We start from the raw sequence: 16,187 nt of genomic DNA on the forward strand, positions 1-16,187 counted from the left end.
GATTCGTAACAGCGAATCCGCTGCGCCTTCCCTTCTCCCATCGGGACTCACGGCCCCCTTTTGGGGGGAAGGTGCCCCGAAGGGGCGGATGAGGGTACGGGGGCCGATGAGGTTACGGGCCGATGAGGTAAGCGGCGAAGCCAGCTTTTACGAATCCCCAATCCCGACTCCCCAATCCCAAGCGCGCTATTTGCGCGCTTTCAACACCGCCTCACGAAACCGCAGCATCTCCGCCTCGGTGCCGACGGTGACGCGCACCAGCTTCGGCCAGATCGGCCAGCTGCGGCCGATCATCACCCCCTGCTTGGCCATCGCCGCGGCGAACGCCTTGCCGTCGCGCTTGACGTCGACCATGAAGCAGTTGGCCTGCGACGGCAGGCACTTGTAGCCCTTGCTCTGCAGCCAGGCGATGGTCTCGTTGCGGATCCGCGCATTCTCCGCGCGCCGCGCCGGCACCAGTTGCACGTCGCGCAGGCTGGCGATGCCGGCGGCCACCGCGGGGATCGCCACCGGGTTCTCGCCGAACGCGGCCAGCTTGGTCAGCAGTCCCGGCGAGGCCACCGCCAGGCCCAGGCGCAGCCCGGCCATGCCGTACAGCTTGGAGAAGGTGCGCAGCACCAGCAGGTCCTGGCGCTGGCCGATGAGGTCGATCACCGAGGGCTGCTCGCTGTAGTGGATGTAGGCCTCGTCGACCAGCAGGACGCTGGAAGCGGGCTTGTTTGCCAGCAGCCATTCGATGTCGGCGCGCGCGGTGATCGAGCCGGTCGGATTGTTCGGGTTGCACAGGTAGATCAGCCCGGCGTTCGGATCGGCGCTGGCCATCGCCTTGACGTCGTGCCCGCCGTCGGCGCGCAGCGGCACCCGCCGCACCGGCGCACCGTGCGCGGCGGCGACATCGGCGACCGCTTCGAAGGTCGGATCGGCCACCACCACGCCGGCGCGGGCCGAAGTGAACGCACGCGCGGCGCGGTTGAGCGGGTCGCTGGAGCCGGGATAGACCGCGACGTGATCGCTGGGCAATTGCTGCTCGCCGGCGAACAGCGCGATCAGGTCGTTCTGCAGTTCGAACAGGTAGCGGCCGGCGCGCGGCAGGATCGCCTGCGCCGCATCCAGCGCGGCCGGCGCCGGACCCAGCGGACATTCGTTGAAGTTCAGATAGACCGGGCCGACCGCCGGCGCCACGCCGGGCGTCGCGACCGCAGCCGCCTTGCGCTTTGCCGCTTCCGCAGCGGGCGCCAGGCCCAGTGCGCCGACCGCCAGGCCCGAGGTGGCGAGGGAAAGGAAGGAACGGCGCGAAACCGGTAGCGACACGGGCACTCTCCAGCGAAACGTCAGGGCGGGGAGGCAAACCTAATGTTTCCTTAACGTTTCGGCAAGTTTTCTGAATAGTGGGAAAACAGGGAATCGGGAAAGGGAGTGGGGAATCGGAAAAGCGCGGCGCTGCGATCGGAGCGTCCGCTGAGCCCCTTTCCCCTCGGGAGAGGGGTTGGGGTGAGGGTGCGTCCGCCGCGCTACCGGTCCCCCATCTTCAGAGCCCCAATCCGAATCCCCAATCTCCAATCCCGGCCTCACCCGCATTTCCCCTTGCCAGGCACGCAGTTACTATCGCCTCCCTCTCCGTCACCAGGTCCCCGGCCGCGCATGACCGCCACGCCCGATCTCCAGCAGCGCGCCGCCGACTTGCGCCAACGCATCGAAGACGCCAACGACCGCTACTACGTGCACGACGATCCGTCGATCACCGATGCCGAGTACGACGCGTTGATGCGCGAGCTGGAGGCGCTGGAAGCCGAGCACCCGCAGCTGGCGCGCGCCGACTCGCCGACCCGCACTGTCGGCGCGCGGCCGGACGGCGGCTTTCCGGAAGTGCGGCATGCGATCCCGATGCTGTCGCTGGCCAACGCGTTCGAGACGCCGGGTCTAGCCGAGGATGCCGACGACCGCGAGCGCTTCGCCGAAGTCGCCGATTTCGAGCGGCGCATCGAGCGCGCATTGGACCTGGCCGCGCCGGTGTTTTCGGTCGAGCCGAAACTGGACGGCCTGGCGATCAGCCTGCGCTACGAGGACGGCGTGTTCGTGCAGGGCGCCACCCGCGGCGACGGCAGCACCGGCGAGGACGTCACCGCCAACCTGCGCCAGGTGCGCTCGGTACCGTTGAAGCTGCGCGACCTGGGCACGCCGTTTCCGGCGGTGCTGGAGGTGCGCGGCGAGATCTACATGCCGCGCGCGGCGTTCGCTGCCTGGAACGCCAAGGCGCTGGAACGCAACGAGAAGCTGCTCGCCAATCCGCGCAACGGCGCCGCCGGTTCGCTGCGCCAGCTCGATCCGGCGGTCACCCGGCGGCGGCCGCTGGCGTTCTTCGCCTATTCGGTCGGCGAGGTGCGCGGCCTGGAACTGCCCGAGACCCATTCGCAGACCCTGGCCCTGTTGCGCCGCTATGGCTTCCCGGTGGCGCCCGAGGTCGCGACGGCGACCGGCTTCGACGGCCTGATCGCGTATTTCCGCCGCATCGGCGCCAGGCGCGACGCGCTGCCGTACGACATCGACGGCGTGGTCTACAAGCTCGACGACTACGACCAGCAGGCGGCGATGGGCTTCGTCTCGCGCGCGCCGCGCTGGGCGCTGGCGCACAAGTTCCCGGCGCAGGAACAGTCCACCGTGCTGCGCGCGATCGAAGTGCAGATCGGCCGCACCGGCGCGGTCACCCCGGTGGCGCGGCTGGAACCGGTGCAGGTCGCAGGGGTCACCGTCACCAACGCGACCTTGCACAACGCCGACCAGATCGCGCGGCTGGATGCGCGCGAAGGCGACACCGTGATCGTGCGCCGCGCCGGCGACGTGATTCCCGAAGTGGTGCGGGTCATCGAAGAACGCCGTCCCGCCGGCACGCTGCCGTGGACGATGCCGGCCACGTGCCCGGTGTGCGGCTCGGAGCTGGTCAAGGAAGAGGACGCGGTGGCCTGGCGCTGCAGCGGCGGTCTGGCCTGCGCGGCGCAGCGCAAGGAGGCCGTGCGCCATTTCGCCTCGCGCCGGGCCATGGACATCGAGGGCCTGGGCGATCGCCAGGCCGATGCCCTGGTCGAATTCGGTTTCGTGCAGTCGCTGGCGGATCTGTATGCGCTGAGCGTCGAAGACCTGGTGCGGATGAAGGCGGCGCTGGATGCGGCGACCGCGGCCGACCTGGTGCAGGCCGTGAACGACAGCAAGGGTGCGCTGATGCTCGATGCGCGAGCGCAGGCGCTGCTGGCGCAGGAATCCCCGGACTGGAAGCGCGCCGACTTCCTGCGTGCGCACCTGGCCGTGGATCTGGGCGGCAAGCTGGCGACGAAATGGGCGGAGAACCTGGTCGCCGGGATCGCCGCCAGCCGCAACACCACATTGCCGCGCTTCCTGTTCGCGCTGGGCATCCCGCATCTGGGCGAGACCACCGCCAAGGCGCTCGCGCACTGGCTGGGATCGCTGGACTTCGTGCGCAGCACGCCGGCGGTGCTGTTGCAGGCGCTGCCCGATATCGGCGGCGAGGTCGCGCGATCGATCGCGACCTTCTTCGAACAAGCCGGCAACGCGGCCGTGGTCGATGCGCTGGTCCAGGCCGGCATCCGCTTCGCCGACGAGGGCGCGCCGCCGGCGGAACTGCGCGAGCGGCTCGACCTGGCGCACCTGCTGACCACGCTGCCGGTGGACAAGCTCGGCGGCAAGAGCGCGCAACGGCTGGCCGCGACCTACGGCACGCTCGATGCGCTGCTGCGCGCCAACGAAAGCGGCTGGACCGGCGCCGGGCTGTCGGCGGCGGGCGCGGCCAATCTCGCCGCCTATCTGGCCGATGACGCGCGGTTGCAGGCGTTGCGCGCCGCCGACGCGGCGATGCGGCGCCTGCTCGACGCGGCGCCGGCGCAGGCCGCGCGCCGCGCCGCGCCGCTGGACGGGCAGACCGTGGTGCTGACCGGCACCCTGCAGCAACTCAGCCGCGACGCGGCCAAGGCGCGCCTGGAAGCGCTGGGCGCGAAGGTCGCCGGCAGCGTGTCGAAGAAGACCAGTTTCGTCGTCGCCGGCGCCGAGGCCGGTTCCAAGCTGGACAAGGCGCAGGAACTGGGCGTTGCGGTGTGGGACGAGGCGCAGTTGCTGGCCTTGCTCGGCGAGCACGAGGGGCAGGGGTGAGCCGGCTTCTGGGCGCGAGGCATCCGATCGGATCGCCGCGATGAGCGAGGCCGTGGACATCGCGGCGCTGCGCCTGCGCGCCGCGCTCAACGCGCGCATCCGCGCCTTCTTCGCCGCGCGCGACGTGCTCGAGGTGGAGACGCCGATGCTGTCGGCGGCCGGCAACACCGAACCCAACATCGACAGTTTCCAGACCCGCTTCAGCGGCCATGTCGATGCCGGCCCGGCGCTGCGCTGGCTGCGCACCTCGCCCGAGTATCCGCTCAAACGCCTGCTGGCCGCCGGTGTCGGCGATTGCTACGAACTCGGCCGGGTGTTCCGCAACGGCGAGGCCGGCGGCCGCCACAATCCCGAATTCACCATGCTCGAGTGGTACCGGGTCGGCTGGAATCATCTGCAGCTGGTGGACGAGACCGTGGCGCTGGTGCGCGAGGCGCTGGCGCTGGTCGCGCGCACGGCGACGCTGCAGGTCGTCACCTATCGGCAACTGTTCCTGGATACGCTGGGCATCGATCCATTGCTGGCGCCGCTCGATGCGCTGCAGCAGCCATTGCGCGACATCCGCATCGACGCTGCAGGGCTGACCCGCGACGACTGGCTCGACCTGCTGATGACGCATCGCCTGCAAGCGGCGTTTCCGGCCGACCGCATCACCGTGGTCCACGACTGGCCGGCCACGCAGTGCGCGCTGGCGCGCGTCCGCGACGAACAGCCGCCGGTGGCCGAACGCTTCGAACTGTACCTGGGCGGCTACGAGCTGGCCAACGGCTACCACGAACTCAACGACGCGGCCGAGCAGCGACGCCGCTTCCTGCGCGATCACGCGCTGCGCCGCGAGCGCGGCGCGCAACTGCCGCCGCTGGACGAGCGTCTGCTGCAGGCCTTGCCGGCGCTGCCCGATTGCGCCGGCGTCGCGGTCGGCGTGGATCGCCTGCTGATGGCGATGCGCGGCACCGCGTCGATCGGCGATGTGCTCGCCTACGATTTCGCGCGAGCCTGAACCGTGCGTTGTTCATGTAGCATCTTCTTGCTTTGTCGACATCGATGATGGTTTGATCCAGCCCAGCATGCGGTCGATGCGCGATATCGGTGGAGTGGTCTTCGTTGTTCAGGTTCCACGCATAGGGGCAGAGCCAAGCATGAAGTGGTCGTACGGGCTCGGTAGCTGGTGTTGGCTGGGGTTGGCGGTATCGGCGTGTCCGGCGAAGGCGTTCGCGCAGGCGCCGGACGGTTACGACGCCGCGGTGGTGCGGTGCGAATCGCGCGACATGAGTTGGGTGCATTGCCCGATGCCGACCGAACAGGGCGTGGAATTGATCCGGCAATTGTCCGACAACGACTGCATCCGCGGCAGCGAATGGGGCTCGGACGGCACCGGGGTGTGGGTGACGCTGGGCTGCCGCGCCGAATTCCGTTCCAATCCGCCCGAGCCCACGCGCAGCGCGATGCGCCGCGTGCTGCGCTGCGAATCCGACGGCCGGGTCGAGAGCTGCCCGGTGATGCTGCGCGGCGCGCCGGTACGGCTGATGCGCCAGCTGTCCTCGGTGCCGTGCCGCGAGGAGCGCAGCTGGGGCGTGCGCCGCAACGAGATCTGGGTGTCGCGCGGTTGCCGCGGCGAGTTCGAGATCGGCGCCAGCGACGGGTCCGGCTTCCCGGTCGGCGCGCGTCCGGTGCTGTGCGAATCCAAGGGCCGCTCGCGGCGCCGCTGCGGGGTCAGCATCCACAACAGCGTGCAGCTGCGCCGGCAGCTGTCCGGCACCGCCTGCGTGCAGGACGACAGCTGGGGCTGGGACCGCGACGGCATCTGGGTGGACAAGGGCTGCCGCGCGGAATTCAGCGTCAACTGAGCATCGCAGCCACCGTGCGCCGAGCGCCAGGGCAGGGCAGGGCCCATGGCAGCCGCACGCAGCACCGCTTCTGCGAATGCCCAAATCCCCAATCCCCAATCCCCGCCGCTAAAATAGCCGGATGAACGCCGACCTCGATATCGATTACGCCCGCTACGACCATATCCGCCCGATCCTGTGGACCGGCGAGGCGCTGGAGCTGCTGGACCAGCGCAAGCTGCCGTTCGTGGTCGAGCACGTGCAATGCACCGACAGCGACCAGGTCGCCGACGCGATCCACACCCTGGCGGTGCGCGGTGCGCCGGCGATCGGCATCGCCGCCGGTTGGGGCGTGGTGCTGGCCGCGCGCGACGTGCAGGCCGACGACGGCGCGCAGGCGCTGGCCAAGCTGGAACCGGCGCTGCAGCGGCTCAATGCGGCGCGGCCGACCGCGGTGAACCTGGCCTGGGCGCTGATGCGCATGCGCAAGGTGCTGGCCGCGGCCGGCGCCGACTGGCGCGAGGCGATCGCACGCCAGGCGCAGGCGATCGCCGAGGAAGACCTGGCCGCCAACCGCCACATGGGCGCGCTCGGCGCGGGCCTGATCGCGCCCGGCAGCGGCGTGCTGACCCATTGCAACACCGGCTCGCTGGCCACCGCCGGCTTCGGCACCGCGCTGGGCGTGATCCGCGCCGGCATGGCCCAGGGCCGCATCGCCAAGGTATTCGCCGGCGAGACCCGGCCGTGGCTGCAGGGCGCGCGGCTGACCGTGTGGGAACTGCAGCAGGACGGCATCGACGCGACCCTGATCGCCGATTCGGCCGCGGCGCACCTGATGAAGACCGGCGCGGTGCAGTGGGTGATCGTCGGCGCCGACCGCATCTGCGCCAACGGCGACACCGCCAACAAGATCGGCACCTACCAGCTGGCGATCGCCGCGCGCCACCACGGCGTCAGGTTCATGGTGGTGGCGCCGTGGTCCACCGTGGACATGGACACCGCCGACGGCGCGCAGATCGAGATCGAGCAGCGCGACCCGGGCGAGCTGTTCGGCGTGGGCGGGGTGCGCACCGTGGCCGAGGGCATCGCCGCCTGGAACCCGGTGTTCGACGTGACCCCGGCCGAATTGATCGATGCCATCGTCACCGAACGCGGGGTGATCGAACGGCCGGATCCCGAGCGCATGCGCGCCGCGTTCGGCGGCTGAGCCGCGGCAACCGCGGCAGCCGCCCTGCACGGCCCCGCAAATCCACGCAAGTGCTTGTTCGGGCCGGCAAAAACCGGGCATGCGCGCGCCCGTCATGATAGAATCCGGCGGTTCGATCGACCGCTGCGCGCCGTAGATTTTCGGTGCCGGCAGGCCCGCTTGCCGCGGGCCGGCGTCCTGGTCGATTAGCCACCAGACTTACGGAACCCGAATGGCAGAATCCGCCAAGGAAATCATCCAGGTCAACCTGGAAGACGAGATGCGCAAGAGCTACCTCGATTACGCGATGAGCGTGATCGTGGGGCGTGCCCTCCCGGATGCGCGCGACGGCCTCAAGCCGGTGCATCGCCGCGTGTTGTTCGCGATGAACGAGCTGGGCGCGCACAGCAACAAGCCCTACTACAAGTCGGCGCGTATCGTCGGCGACGTCATCGGCAAGTACCACCCGCACGGCGACCAGTCGGTGTACGACACGCTGGTGCGCATGGCGCAGCCGTTCTCGCTGCGCTACCTGATGGTGGACGGGCAGGGCAACTTCGGTTCGGTCGACGGCGACTCCGCGGCGGCGATGCGTTACACCGAGGCGCGCATGTCGCGGCTCGCCCACGAGATGATGGCCGACATCGACAAGGAAACCGTCGATTTCCAGCCCAACTACGACGAGAAGGAACTGGAGCCGACGGTCATGCCGACCCGGTTCCCGAGCCTGCTGGTCAACGGTTCGGCCGGCATCGCGGTGGGCATGGCGACCAACATCCCGCCGCACAACCTGACCGAATCGATCAACGCCTGCCTGGCGCTGATCGACAATCCGCAGATCGACGTCGACGGGCTGATGGAATACATCCCCGGCCCGGATTTCCCCACCGCCGGCATCGTCAACGGCACCAGCGGCATCGTCGCCGGCTACCGTACCGGCCGCGGCCGCGTGCGCATGCGCGCCAAGGCCGAGATCGAGATCCAGGACAACGGCCGCGAGGCGATCGTGGTCAACGAGATCCCGTACCAGGTCAACAAGGCGCGGCTGATCGAGAAGATCGCCGAGCTGGTCAAGGAAAAGAAGCTCGAAGGCATCAGCGAACTGCGCGACGAGTCCGACAAGGACGGCATGCGCATCTACATCGAGATCAAGCGCGGCGAAGCCGCCGATGTGGTGCTGAACAACCTGTACCAGCAGACCCAGATGGAGTCGGTGTTCGGCATCAACATGGTGGCGCTGGTCGATGGCCGCCCGCAGCTGATGAACCTCAAGCAGATGCTGGAGGCGTTCGTCCGCCACCGCCGCGAAGTGGTCACCCGCCGCACCATCTTCGAACTGCGCAAGGCGCGTGCCCGCGCGCACATCCTCGAAGGCCTGACCGTCGCGCTCGCCAACATCGACGAGATGATCGAGCTGATCAAGACCTCGGCCAACCCGACCGAGGCGCGCGAGCGCATGCTGGCCAGGCGCTGGGACGCCGGCCTGGTCGGCGCGCTGCTCGGCGCCGCCGGTGCCGATGCCTCGCAGCCGGAAGACCTGCCGGCCGGCGTCGGCCTGCTCGCCGACGGCTACCAGCTGACCGAAGTGCAGGCCTCGCAGATCCTGGAAATGCGCCTGCACCGCCTGACCGGGCTGGAGCAGGAGCGCCTGACCGAGGAATACAAGCAACTGCTGGAAGCGATCGCCGGGCTGATCCGGATCCTGGAAAACCCCGACGTGCTGCTGCAGGTGATCCGCGAGGAGCTGATCAGCATCCGCGAGGAATACGGCGATGCGCGCCGCACCGAGATCCGCCACAGCGAGGAAGACCTCGACATCCTCGACCTGATCGCGCCGGAAGACGTGGTGGTGACGCTGTCGCATGCCGGCTACGCCAAGCGCCAGCCGGTCAGTGCGTACCGCGCGCAGCGCCGCGGCGGCCGCGGCCGCAGCGCCGCGGCGACCAAGGAAGAGGATTTCATCGACCAGCTGTGGCTGGTCAACACCCACGACACGCTGCTGACCTTCACCAGCAGCGGCAAGGTGTTCGCGCTGCCGGTGTACCAGTTGCCGGAGGCCGGCCCGAACGCGCGCGGCCGCCCGATCATCAACTGGATCCCGCTGGAGAACGGCGAGCGCGTGCAGGCGGTGCTGCCGGTGCGCGACTATGCCGGCGGCCGCTACGTGTTCTTCGCCACCCGCAACGGCATGGTCAAGAAGACCCCGCTCAGCGACTTCGCGTTCCAGCGCAAGGCCGGCAAGATCGCGATCAACCTCGACGAGGGCGATGCCCTGGTCGGCGTGGGCCTGACCGACGGCGAGCGCGATGTGCTGCTGTTCGCCTCCAACGGCAAGACCGTGCGCTTCTCCGAACGGCCCAAGGACGACGAGGCCGAGGACGGCACCATCGACGAGGGCACGGGCGAGGACAACGGCGACGATGAGATCGCGCTGGCCGAGGCCGTCGAGGACGGCGACGACGCGCGCAGCCCGCGCCGCAAGAGCCGCGGCGGGGTCAAGCCGACCGGGCGCAGCAGCCGCGGCGTGCGCGGCATCCGCCTGGCCAAGAGCGAGTACGTGGTCAGCCTGATCGTGGCCGAGCCGGCCGTGGGCCAGGACGAGGATGCCGAGGACGTCGAGACGGCACCGGAGACGGAGGCCGACGTCGATGCCGAGGTCGCGGTGCGCAACGGCGACGAGCCCGATGCCTACATCCTCACCGCCACCGAGAACGGCTACGGCAAGCGCACCCCGCTGGCCGAGTACCCGCGCAAGGGCCGCGGCACGCAGGGCGTGATCGGCATCCAGACCAGCGAGCGCAACGGCAAGCTGGTGGGCGCGGTGCTGCTGAGCACCAAGGACGAGGTGTTGCTGATTTCCGATGGCGGCACCCTGGTGCGCACCCGCGCCTCGGAGATCTCCCGCGTCGGCCGCAACACCCAGGGCGTGACCCTGATCCGCCTGTCCAAGGGCGAGAAGCTGCAGGCGGTGGAGCGCCTGGACGGTTCGCTGGTCGAGGAAGAGCCGGCCGAGCCGATCGTGGGCGAAGGCGGCAGCGCCGAGATCGCCAGCGAGTTGCCGCCGGAAAGCTGATCGCGCGTGCTGGAGGCATACGACGACGCCAGCGCGATGCCGGCGTCGTCGTTTCTGGCGCGGGCAGGGCGCGGCATGACACCGCCGCCAATGCAATGCAGGCACGCATGCCATGCGCGGCTTCTTCCGCACCTCATCCGCGCCTTCAGGACGAAAAGGCGGCCATGGTTCCGACGGGAGAAGGAAACGGCCGCGGCGCGCTTAAGCCCCTCTCCCCCCGGGAGAAGGGTTGGGGTGAGGGTACGGCGCGAAGCGGCTCGTGGAGTTGGGTGCAGGAGGCTGCGCCCGTACCCTCATCCGGCCCTGCGTGCCGTTCCGCCTTCCCCCGGCGGGAGAAGGGATCGGCCGCTGATCGATCGCCGAACATGGAGTGCAGCCCGCACCGCCAAGGGTTCAGTTCTGGTCACCACCGGCAGGTCAGGCCTCCACAGGGACATGGAAGTCGATGAAGGACCCTGGCTTGTGCGGATCGAAGCGGCCGTCGTAGAGCTCAAAGTCGGGACCATCGACGACCCTTAAGCCCGAGGCCGGGATTAACTCGCCCCAGATGGATGCCAGCGCCTGTTTGACTTGCGGGTGCAGCGCCGTGCCATTGAGTGCGATGCGGAATACTGCGTAGGTCGCGGCCGGGATCTGCATCGTCGAAAAGTTGGTTGGCGGCACGCAGGCGGATTCGACGCCGACGCCCGCCATGTACTGAAAGCAGCCCTCAACCTTGTCGACGACGGAGACGACGCCGTAGGTCGCCCAGCTCTGAACCTGGCCCGCGAATGGCAGCGCACCGATCAACGCCGACCACAACTGCGGGATCTCCGCCTTGCTGGCCTCGTCGAACTGGCGCGCGGGTCCGGCGACGCGGAAAGCCGGCATCGCTACGAGCTCGGGCAGGCGAAAGACGGATGTGTTGTGGGCGGTAGGCAGATGCATGGGATATTGGCCTTCGATGGGTTCGACCGCAAATCCGCTGCGGAACCGGCCAGGAGAGACGCCGAACAGGCGCTTGAACGCGCGCGTGAACGCCTCCTGAGATTCGAATCCGCAGTCGAACGCCAGGTCGACGAGCTTCAGATAAGGCTCATCGCAGAGCCGTCGGGCCCCGCGCACGAGTCTGCGGCCGCGCACGTGGGCCATCACGCTGCGGCCCATGCGCGCGGTGAACAGCCGCGAGAAGTGATACGGCGACAAGCCAGCCCGTGCTGCGACCTGTTCCAGAGTCAGCGACTGGTCGAGATGCTGCTCTATCCAGGCGACGACGCTCGAGAGCGGGTCGAGGACGAGTGGTGTCGTGCTGTTCATGGCCGCATCGTGTCAAAGTGAGGGCGCAGCGTCTTGACCGAATTTGCTGCGCGGAAGAGACGACCAATCACGGCTTGCCCACATAGCCAAGAGCTGCCGCCCGCCACTACCCGTGGCCGGTGGCCGAAATCCAATCTCCGTGTCCTGAAACCACTAGTTGGTCAAGATGGGGCGGTCGTTGGCTTACGGCCTGTCGCGGCTGGCCAGTTTGCTCGGCCTGGTACTGGGCCAGCCAGCGATGCACGGCACATCGACCAAATCCAGATCGCGGCATGCCTGGCCCACGCTCAGGCCTTGGTCCCGGATCATCTGCACCGCCTACTACAGCTTGAAGGCGGTATCGAAGGTTCTATGCGGGCGGGATGTCATGTCGTGCTCGGTCCTCGTTGGCGATGATCACCCCCTATCGAGGTGTCCACGAGAATTAGACCAGGACAAAGGGAGGTCCGATTAGCCCCTCTCCCACCGGGAGAGGGGTTGGGGTGAGGGTACGGCGCGAAGCGACTCGCAATGATCGATTGCATGAGGCGTCGCTCATACCCTCATCCGCCCCTGCGGGGCACCTTTCCCCGAAAAGGGGGCCATGGTCCCGATGGGAGAAGGGAACGGCCGCACATGCATGGCACTGCGGCCGCCAACTACTCCAACTGCTCGCGCGCGAACGCCGCGTCCAGCGCTTCCATCGCGTCGCGCGGCTTGAGCTTGGCGGCTTTTTCGAATGCGCCGGCGGCCGCGTCCTCGCGCTTGTCGCCGTGCAGCAGCAACAGCACGTTGGCGTATTCGACATGTGCGATCGGCGCATCCGGCGTCAGCTTCAGCGCTTGCTGGATATGCTGTTCGGCGGTCGCGGCCTTGGCGCCGTAGGTGAGTCCGCCGATCATCGCGCCGACCTTGCCGATGATTTCGGCGTGGTACAGCGCCAGCGCCATGTGCGCCTCGGCGTGCTTGGGCTCCAGTTCCAGCGCGGCCTCCAACGATTGCCGCACCTTGCCGGCGATGCCTTGCTTGAGCGCCTTGACGATGCTCAGCCCCTGGCTGTAACGGCCCAGCGCGAACGCGTGGCGATAGTGGCTGTTGGCCTCGTCCGGCAGCGCGGCGATCGCCGCTTCGGCCAGCGTCGCGGCCTGCTGCAGGCGTTGCAGTTTTTCCTTGTCGTCGTCGACCAGGTAGCTGGCGTGGATGCCCAGCGCCTTGACCGCGACCGAGGCGCCGAACACGCCCAGCGCCTGCCCGGCGCTGTAGGCCTGCTGGAACTGGCCCTGGTGGAAGGCGCGCCAGGCCTCGATCAGCGCTGCTGACAGCGTCTGCGCATCGTGGCCCTTGCCGGCCTTGCCGGCGGCAGCGAGCAGCGCCTGCGCGCGGGCCGGGTCCGGGAACGGCTCGCGGTCGCCGGCGTGCAGCTTGGGCCAGGCTTTCTTCAGCGCCTCGCCCGGGTAGGCGTAGGCGTTGGCGTCGTACGGAAACGGCGCCCATGCGGTCGGTTTTGCTGCCATGCCTGGCCTCCCTGGAGTTCGCGCCGAGCATGGCGCCGCGATGGCCGGCTGGCAAGCTGCACTGCGGATAGTGTGTTTGCTCAAGCCGCTGCCGCCAGCATGCGTCGCATCGGTGCCGCTGTCGGCATCCAAGGAGACCTGCGATGGCGACCAAGAAGCGTTCCACCTCTGCATCCCGATCCGAGACCCTGGCGCCGCGGCACCTATGGCTGGCCGGCCTGGGCCTGGTGTCGCTGACCCGCAAGCGTGCGCTGGCCGCGGCCGCCGATGCCGCCAGCGGCGCAACCACGTTGAAGGCGCTGGTGGCGCAGCTGGCCGACGGCGCCGAAAGCAGCGTGCGCGAGGGCGCCGCGGCGCTGCGCGGCCAGGTGCAACCGTTGAGCGCCGAGGTCGAGGCGCGGCTGCAGCCGGTGCTGGTCAAGCTGGGCCTGCAGCCCAGGCCACGCGCCACGCCGCGCAAACGTGCGGCGGCGACCAAGACCGCGAAGCGGGCGACGAAGAAGACCGCTGCGCCACGCCGCGCGGCGAAGCGCAGCGCACGCTCGCCATAACAGCGCACGGCATCGCTGCCGGATGTGGGGCGCGTCGGGTGCGGGCACGGCGATCCGCGTGCCGCGTGCTGGATGCTGTCGCGGCTGAAGCCGCTCCTACAGGGGCTTGCGGCAGGTCTGCCGGGTGCGCTGTGGGAGGGAGGTCAGTCCGGACTGTGACCGGAGCCGGGAAGATCCGCCGCTGTGCCGGTCGCGGCTGGCGCCGCGCTTGAAAGGACGGTTGCGTGCCGGGTGGAAGGCGAGTCTACAGAGGGGCGCCGCGAGCTGCTTGAACGCGTTGCGGTAGCAACAGGGCTATGCGGTCGATCCGCCAATGTGCCGATGGAGGCCGGCCACCACGTCGGCGCGCTAGCGCGGCGTCCTGACCATGCGTTCGAGCAGATGCTCGACCACGCGCTCGGGCTGGGTGGTGCGACCGACGTGCGCGGAGGACATCTGGATGATGGAGCTGCGCCGCGCGGTCAGCCAGTGGAAGCGCGCGCGCGGCGGCAGCAGTGCGATCGGGCCGGCATCGGCGTCGCCGCGGCAGATCGCCGGGATCGCGTCCAGGTACGGACGCAGGCGTTCGATGTCCAGGGTCGGGTCCAGCGCGTGCAGCCGTGCCGGCGCCAGTTCGATCGCCGCATGCAGCAGCTTGGAGGTCGGGCACGACACGATCACCCCGACGTTGACGAATTCCTCGCGCTCCACCCGCGGCACCACGCGGATGACCGCGTAGTCATACGTGTGCAGCGTGGGCACGGAGCGCCTCCTCGACGAACGCCGCGCGCAGTACCAGCCGCTGCTTGAGGTAATCGGCATAGGCCTGGCGATGCGCGTCCACGCTCGCGAAGCTGGCTTCGGCCTGCAGCCATGCGTCCGGGATCTGCGCCACGATCGCGTCGATGACCGCATCGGTCAGCCGCGGCGCCAGTTCCGCGTCGGCCTGGGCGATGGCGCTGGCGTAGGGCAGCAGCACGTGGTCGCGGATGCGCGCGAACGGCGAGGCGCAGGCGCTGCCGGCGTGCTCCCAGTCGTGGTGGAAATACAGCGCCGCGCCGTGGTCGATCAGCATCAGCTTGCCGTGCCAGACCATCAGGTTGGTGTTGCGCGCGGTGCGGTCGACATTGGTGACGAAGGCGTCGAACCAGACGATCGCCGAGGCCAGCGCCGGGTCCGGGCGCAAGGCGGCCGGGTCGTAGTTGATCGCGCCGGGCAGGTAGTCCAGCGCCAGGTTCAAGCCCTCGCTGGCGCGGATCAGGTCCTGGATTTCCGGATCCGGCTCGGTGCGCGCGAACTCGCGGTCGAGCAGCGCGAACACCAGTTCCGGCATCGGCAGGCCCAGCGCACGCGCCAGTTCGCCGCCCAGCAGTTCGGCGATCAACGCCTTCGGGCCTTGGCCGGCGCCGCGGAACTTCAGCACGTACAGGCCGTCGTCGTCGGCCTCGACCACCGCCGGCAGCGAGCCGCCTTCGCGCAGCGGGGTCACGTAGCGGGTGGCGACGACGGTTCTCACGCGGATTCCGGGCGGCGAGGGCAGGGCGGCAAGCCTAGCCGATGCCGGCCGCGCTTGGCGAATCGCTGCGCGCGGCGCACCTGGGACCTGGCGTCGCGTCGTCGCCTGCTGGGTGGGCGCGTTCCCCGCGCTCAGTCCAGATAGGCCTGCATCAGCGTGGCCAAGTGCGCGCGCTCGGCCTCGCGCAGGAACGGACTGATCAGCAGCATCACCTGCACGATGCCGTGGCGGATCGCCAGTTGCTCGTCCTTCTCGCCGCGCGCGGCGGCGTAGTTGAGCCAGAACGTGGCCACCACCAGCACGTTGGTGGCGATGCCGCCCAGTTCCTGCGCGGTGGCGCGCATCGCCCCGGCCTGCGCCAGGCCCTGGAACACCGCCTGGGTGCTGTCGTCGGCGCGGCGCAGGATGCGCGCGAAGCGCAGGCGCAGGCGTCGGCTGCGGCTGAGGATCTCGATCAGGTCCCGGTACAGGAAGCGGTAGTCCCAGATGCACTCGAACACCAGGTGCAGCTGCAGCCAGATGTCCTCCAGCCCGGGCAGGCGCGCGCTCGGCAACTCCAGCGCCGCGTCCATGCGCTCCTCGTAGCGCGCGAACAGGTGCTCGATGATGTCGTCCTTGTTGCGGAAGTGGTAGTACAGATTGCCCGGGCTGATCTCCAGCTCGTCGGCGATATGGTTGGTGGTGACGTGCGGCTCGCCCTGTGCGTTGAACATCGCCAGGGCCGTGTCGAGAATGCGCCGGCGGGTGTCGCGCGCCATCAGGCCAGCAGCTTCTTCACCAGGTCCACGTACTTCTTCTGCGCCTCGGCCTGCGGCATGCCCTTGAGCTTGGCCCAGGCCTCGTACTTGGCGGTGCCGACGAAGTCGAAGAACCCCGGCTTGGCGCCGGCGACGTCGCCTTCCGCGCCCTGTTTGTACAGCGCGTACAGGCGCAGCAAGGTGTCGTTGTCGGGACGCTCCTCGCGCTGCTTGATGTCCTTGGCCGCTTTTTCGAAGGCCGCCTTGATGTCTGCCATGTCGCTGCTCCCACCCGGATCGGGACGCATCACAGCACGCGCGACCGGTCCGGTCAACGCGGGCGCCAGGGGCGCGCGTTCGCCCGGTGGTGGT

13 protein-coding genes are annotated in these 16,187 nt (G+C 69.1%); 6 read left to right on the plus strand and 7 right to left on the minus strand.

Translation table 11 applies throughout. The features are described 5' to 3' along the window. Nucleotides 1-186: 186 nt before the first annotated feature. Nucleotides 187-1,311, minus strand: a complete 1,125-nt coding sequence (locus H9658_RS01455) for a pyridoxal phosphate-dependent aminotransferase (protein WP_191824095.1) — start codon at nt 1,309-1,311, stop codon at nt 187-189. A 330-nt stretch (nt 1,312-1,641) separates the two neighbouring features. On the opposite strand from H9658_RS01455, the gene ligA reads away from it, so the two are divergent. The 5 genes from ligA (at nt 1,642) to gyrA (ending at nt 10,243) form a co-directional block, all read left to right on the plus strand. After that, on the plus strand, nt 1,642-4,158 hold the full coding sequence (gene ligA, locus H9658_RS01460; protein WP_191824096.1) for an NAD-dependent DNA ligase LigA: 2,517 nt from the start codon (nt 1,642-1,644) through the stop codon (nt 4,156-4,158). Nucleotides 4,159-4,198: 40 nt separating this feature from the next. After that, nucleotides 4,199-5,158: an EF-P lysine aminoacylase EpmA gene (gene epmA, locus H9658_RS01465; RefSeq protein ID WP_191824097.1), complete on the plus strand. Its 960-nt coding sequence runs from the start codon at nt 4,199-4,201 to the stop codon at nt 5,156-5,158. Between the two features lie 139 nt (nt 5,159-5,297). After that, nucleotides 5,298-6,005 carry a DUF3011 domain-containing protein gene (locus H9658_RS01470; protein WP_179565037.1) on the plus strand — a complete coding sequence of 236 codons (708 nt, stop codon included), beginning with the start codon at nt 5,298-5,300 and terminating at the stop codon, nt 6,003-6,005. Between the two features lie 121 nt (nt 6,006-6,126). Next, nucleotides 6,127-7,191: an S-methyl-5-thioribose-1-phosphate isomerase gene (gene mtnA, locus H9658_RS01475; protein WP_191824098.1), complete on the plus strand. Its 1,065-nt coding sequence runs from the start codon at nt 6,127-6,129 to the stop codon at nt 7,189-7,191. 211 nt (nt 7,192-7,402) lie between these two features. Beyond that, nucleotides 7,403-10,243 carry a DNA gyrase subunit A gene (gene gyrA, locus H9658_RS01480; RefSeq protein ID WP_179565033.1) on the plus strand — a complete coding sequence of 947 codons (2,841 nt, stop codon included), beginning with the start codon at nt 7,403-7,405 and terminating at the stop codon, nt 10,241-10,243. A gap of 417 nt (nt 10,244-10,660) precedes the next feature. Here gyrA and H9658_RS01485 read toward each other — a convergent pair whose 3' ends face one another. After that, entirely contained in the window at nt 10,661-11,539 is an 879-nt protein-coding gene (locus tag H9658_RS01485) for an AraC family transcriptional regulator (protein WP_191824099.1), read from the minus strand. Between the two features lie 638 nt (nt 11,540-12,177). After that, the gene (locus H9658_RS01490; protein ID WP_191824100.1) at nt 12,178-13,032 is read right to left on the minus strand and encodes a tetratricopeptide repeat protein; all 855 of its coding nucleotides are present in this window, start codon (nt 13,030-13,032) and stop codon (nt 12,178-12,180) included. Nucleotides 13,033-13,175: 143 nt separating this feature from the next. Here H9658_RS01490 and H9658_RS01495 point away from each other — a divergent pair, with 143 nt between their 5' ends. Continuing rightward, nucleotides 13,176-13,583: a hypothetical protein gene (locus H9658_RS01495; RefSeq protein WP_191824101.1), complete on the plus strand. Its 408-nt coding sequence runs from the start codon at nt 13,176-13,178 to the stop codon at nt 13,581-13,583. Nucleotides 13,584-13,931: 348 nt separating this feature from the next. On the opposite strand, the gene H9658_RS01500 is transcribed toward H9658_RS01495, so the two are convergent. The 4 genes from H9658_RS01500 to H9658_RS01515 form a co-directional block, all read right to left on the minus strand. Further along, entirely contained in the window at nt 13,932-14,324 is a 393-nt protein-coding gene (locus H9658_RS01500; protein ID WP_179565029.1) for a DUF3037 domain-containing protein, read from the minus strand. Then, nucleotides 14,302-15,078: a HipA family kinase gene (locus H9658_RS01505; RefSeq protein WP_191824102.1), complete on the minus strand. Its 777-nt coding sequence runs from the start codon at nt 15,076-15,078 to the stop codon at nt 14,302-14,304. The genes H9658_RS01500 and H9658_RS01505 overlap by 23 nt, the downstream gene beginning before the upstream one ends. Nucleotides 15,079-15,209: 131 nt before the next feature. Next, a complete protein-coding gene (locus tag H9658_RS01510; RefSeq protein ID WP_179565027.1) occupies nt 15,210-15,836 on the minus strand; it encodes a TetR/AcrR family transcriptional regulator in 627 nt (208 codons plus the stop codon). Then, nucleotides 15,836-16,093 carry an acyl-CoA-binding protein gene (locus H9658_RS01515; protein WP_184410100.1) on the minus strand — a complete coding sequence of 86 codons (258 nt, stop codon included), beginning with the start codon at nt 16,091-16,093 and terminating at the stop codon, nt 15,836-15,838. Before H9658_RS01515 ends, H9658_RS01510 begins: the two co-directional genes overlap by 1 nt. Nucleotides 16,094-16,187: the final 94 nt, after the last annotated feature.

The organism is Xanthomonas bonasiae (assembly GCF_014836395.1).
Lineage (GTDB): Bacteria > Pseudomonadota > Gammaproteobacteria > Xanthomonadales > Xanthomonadaceae > Xanthomonas_A > Xanthomonas_A bonasiae.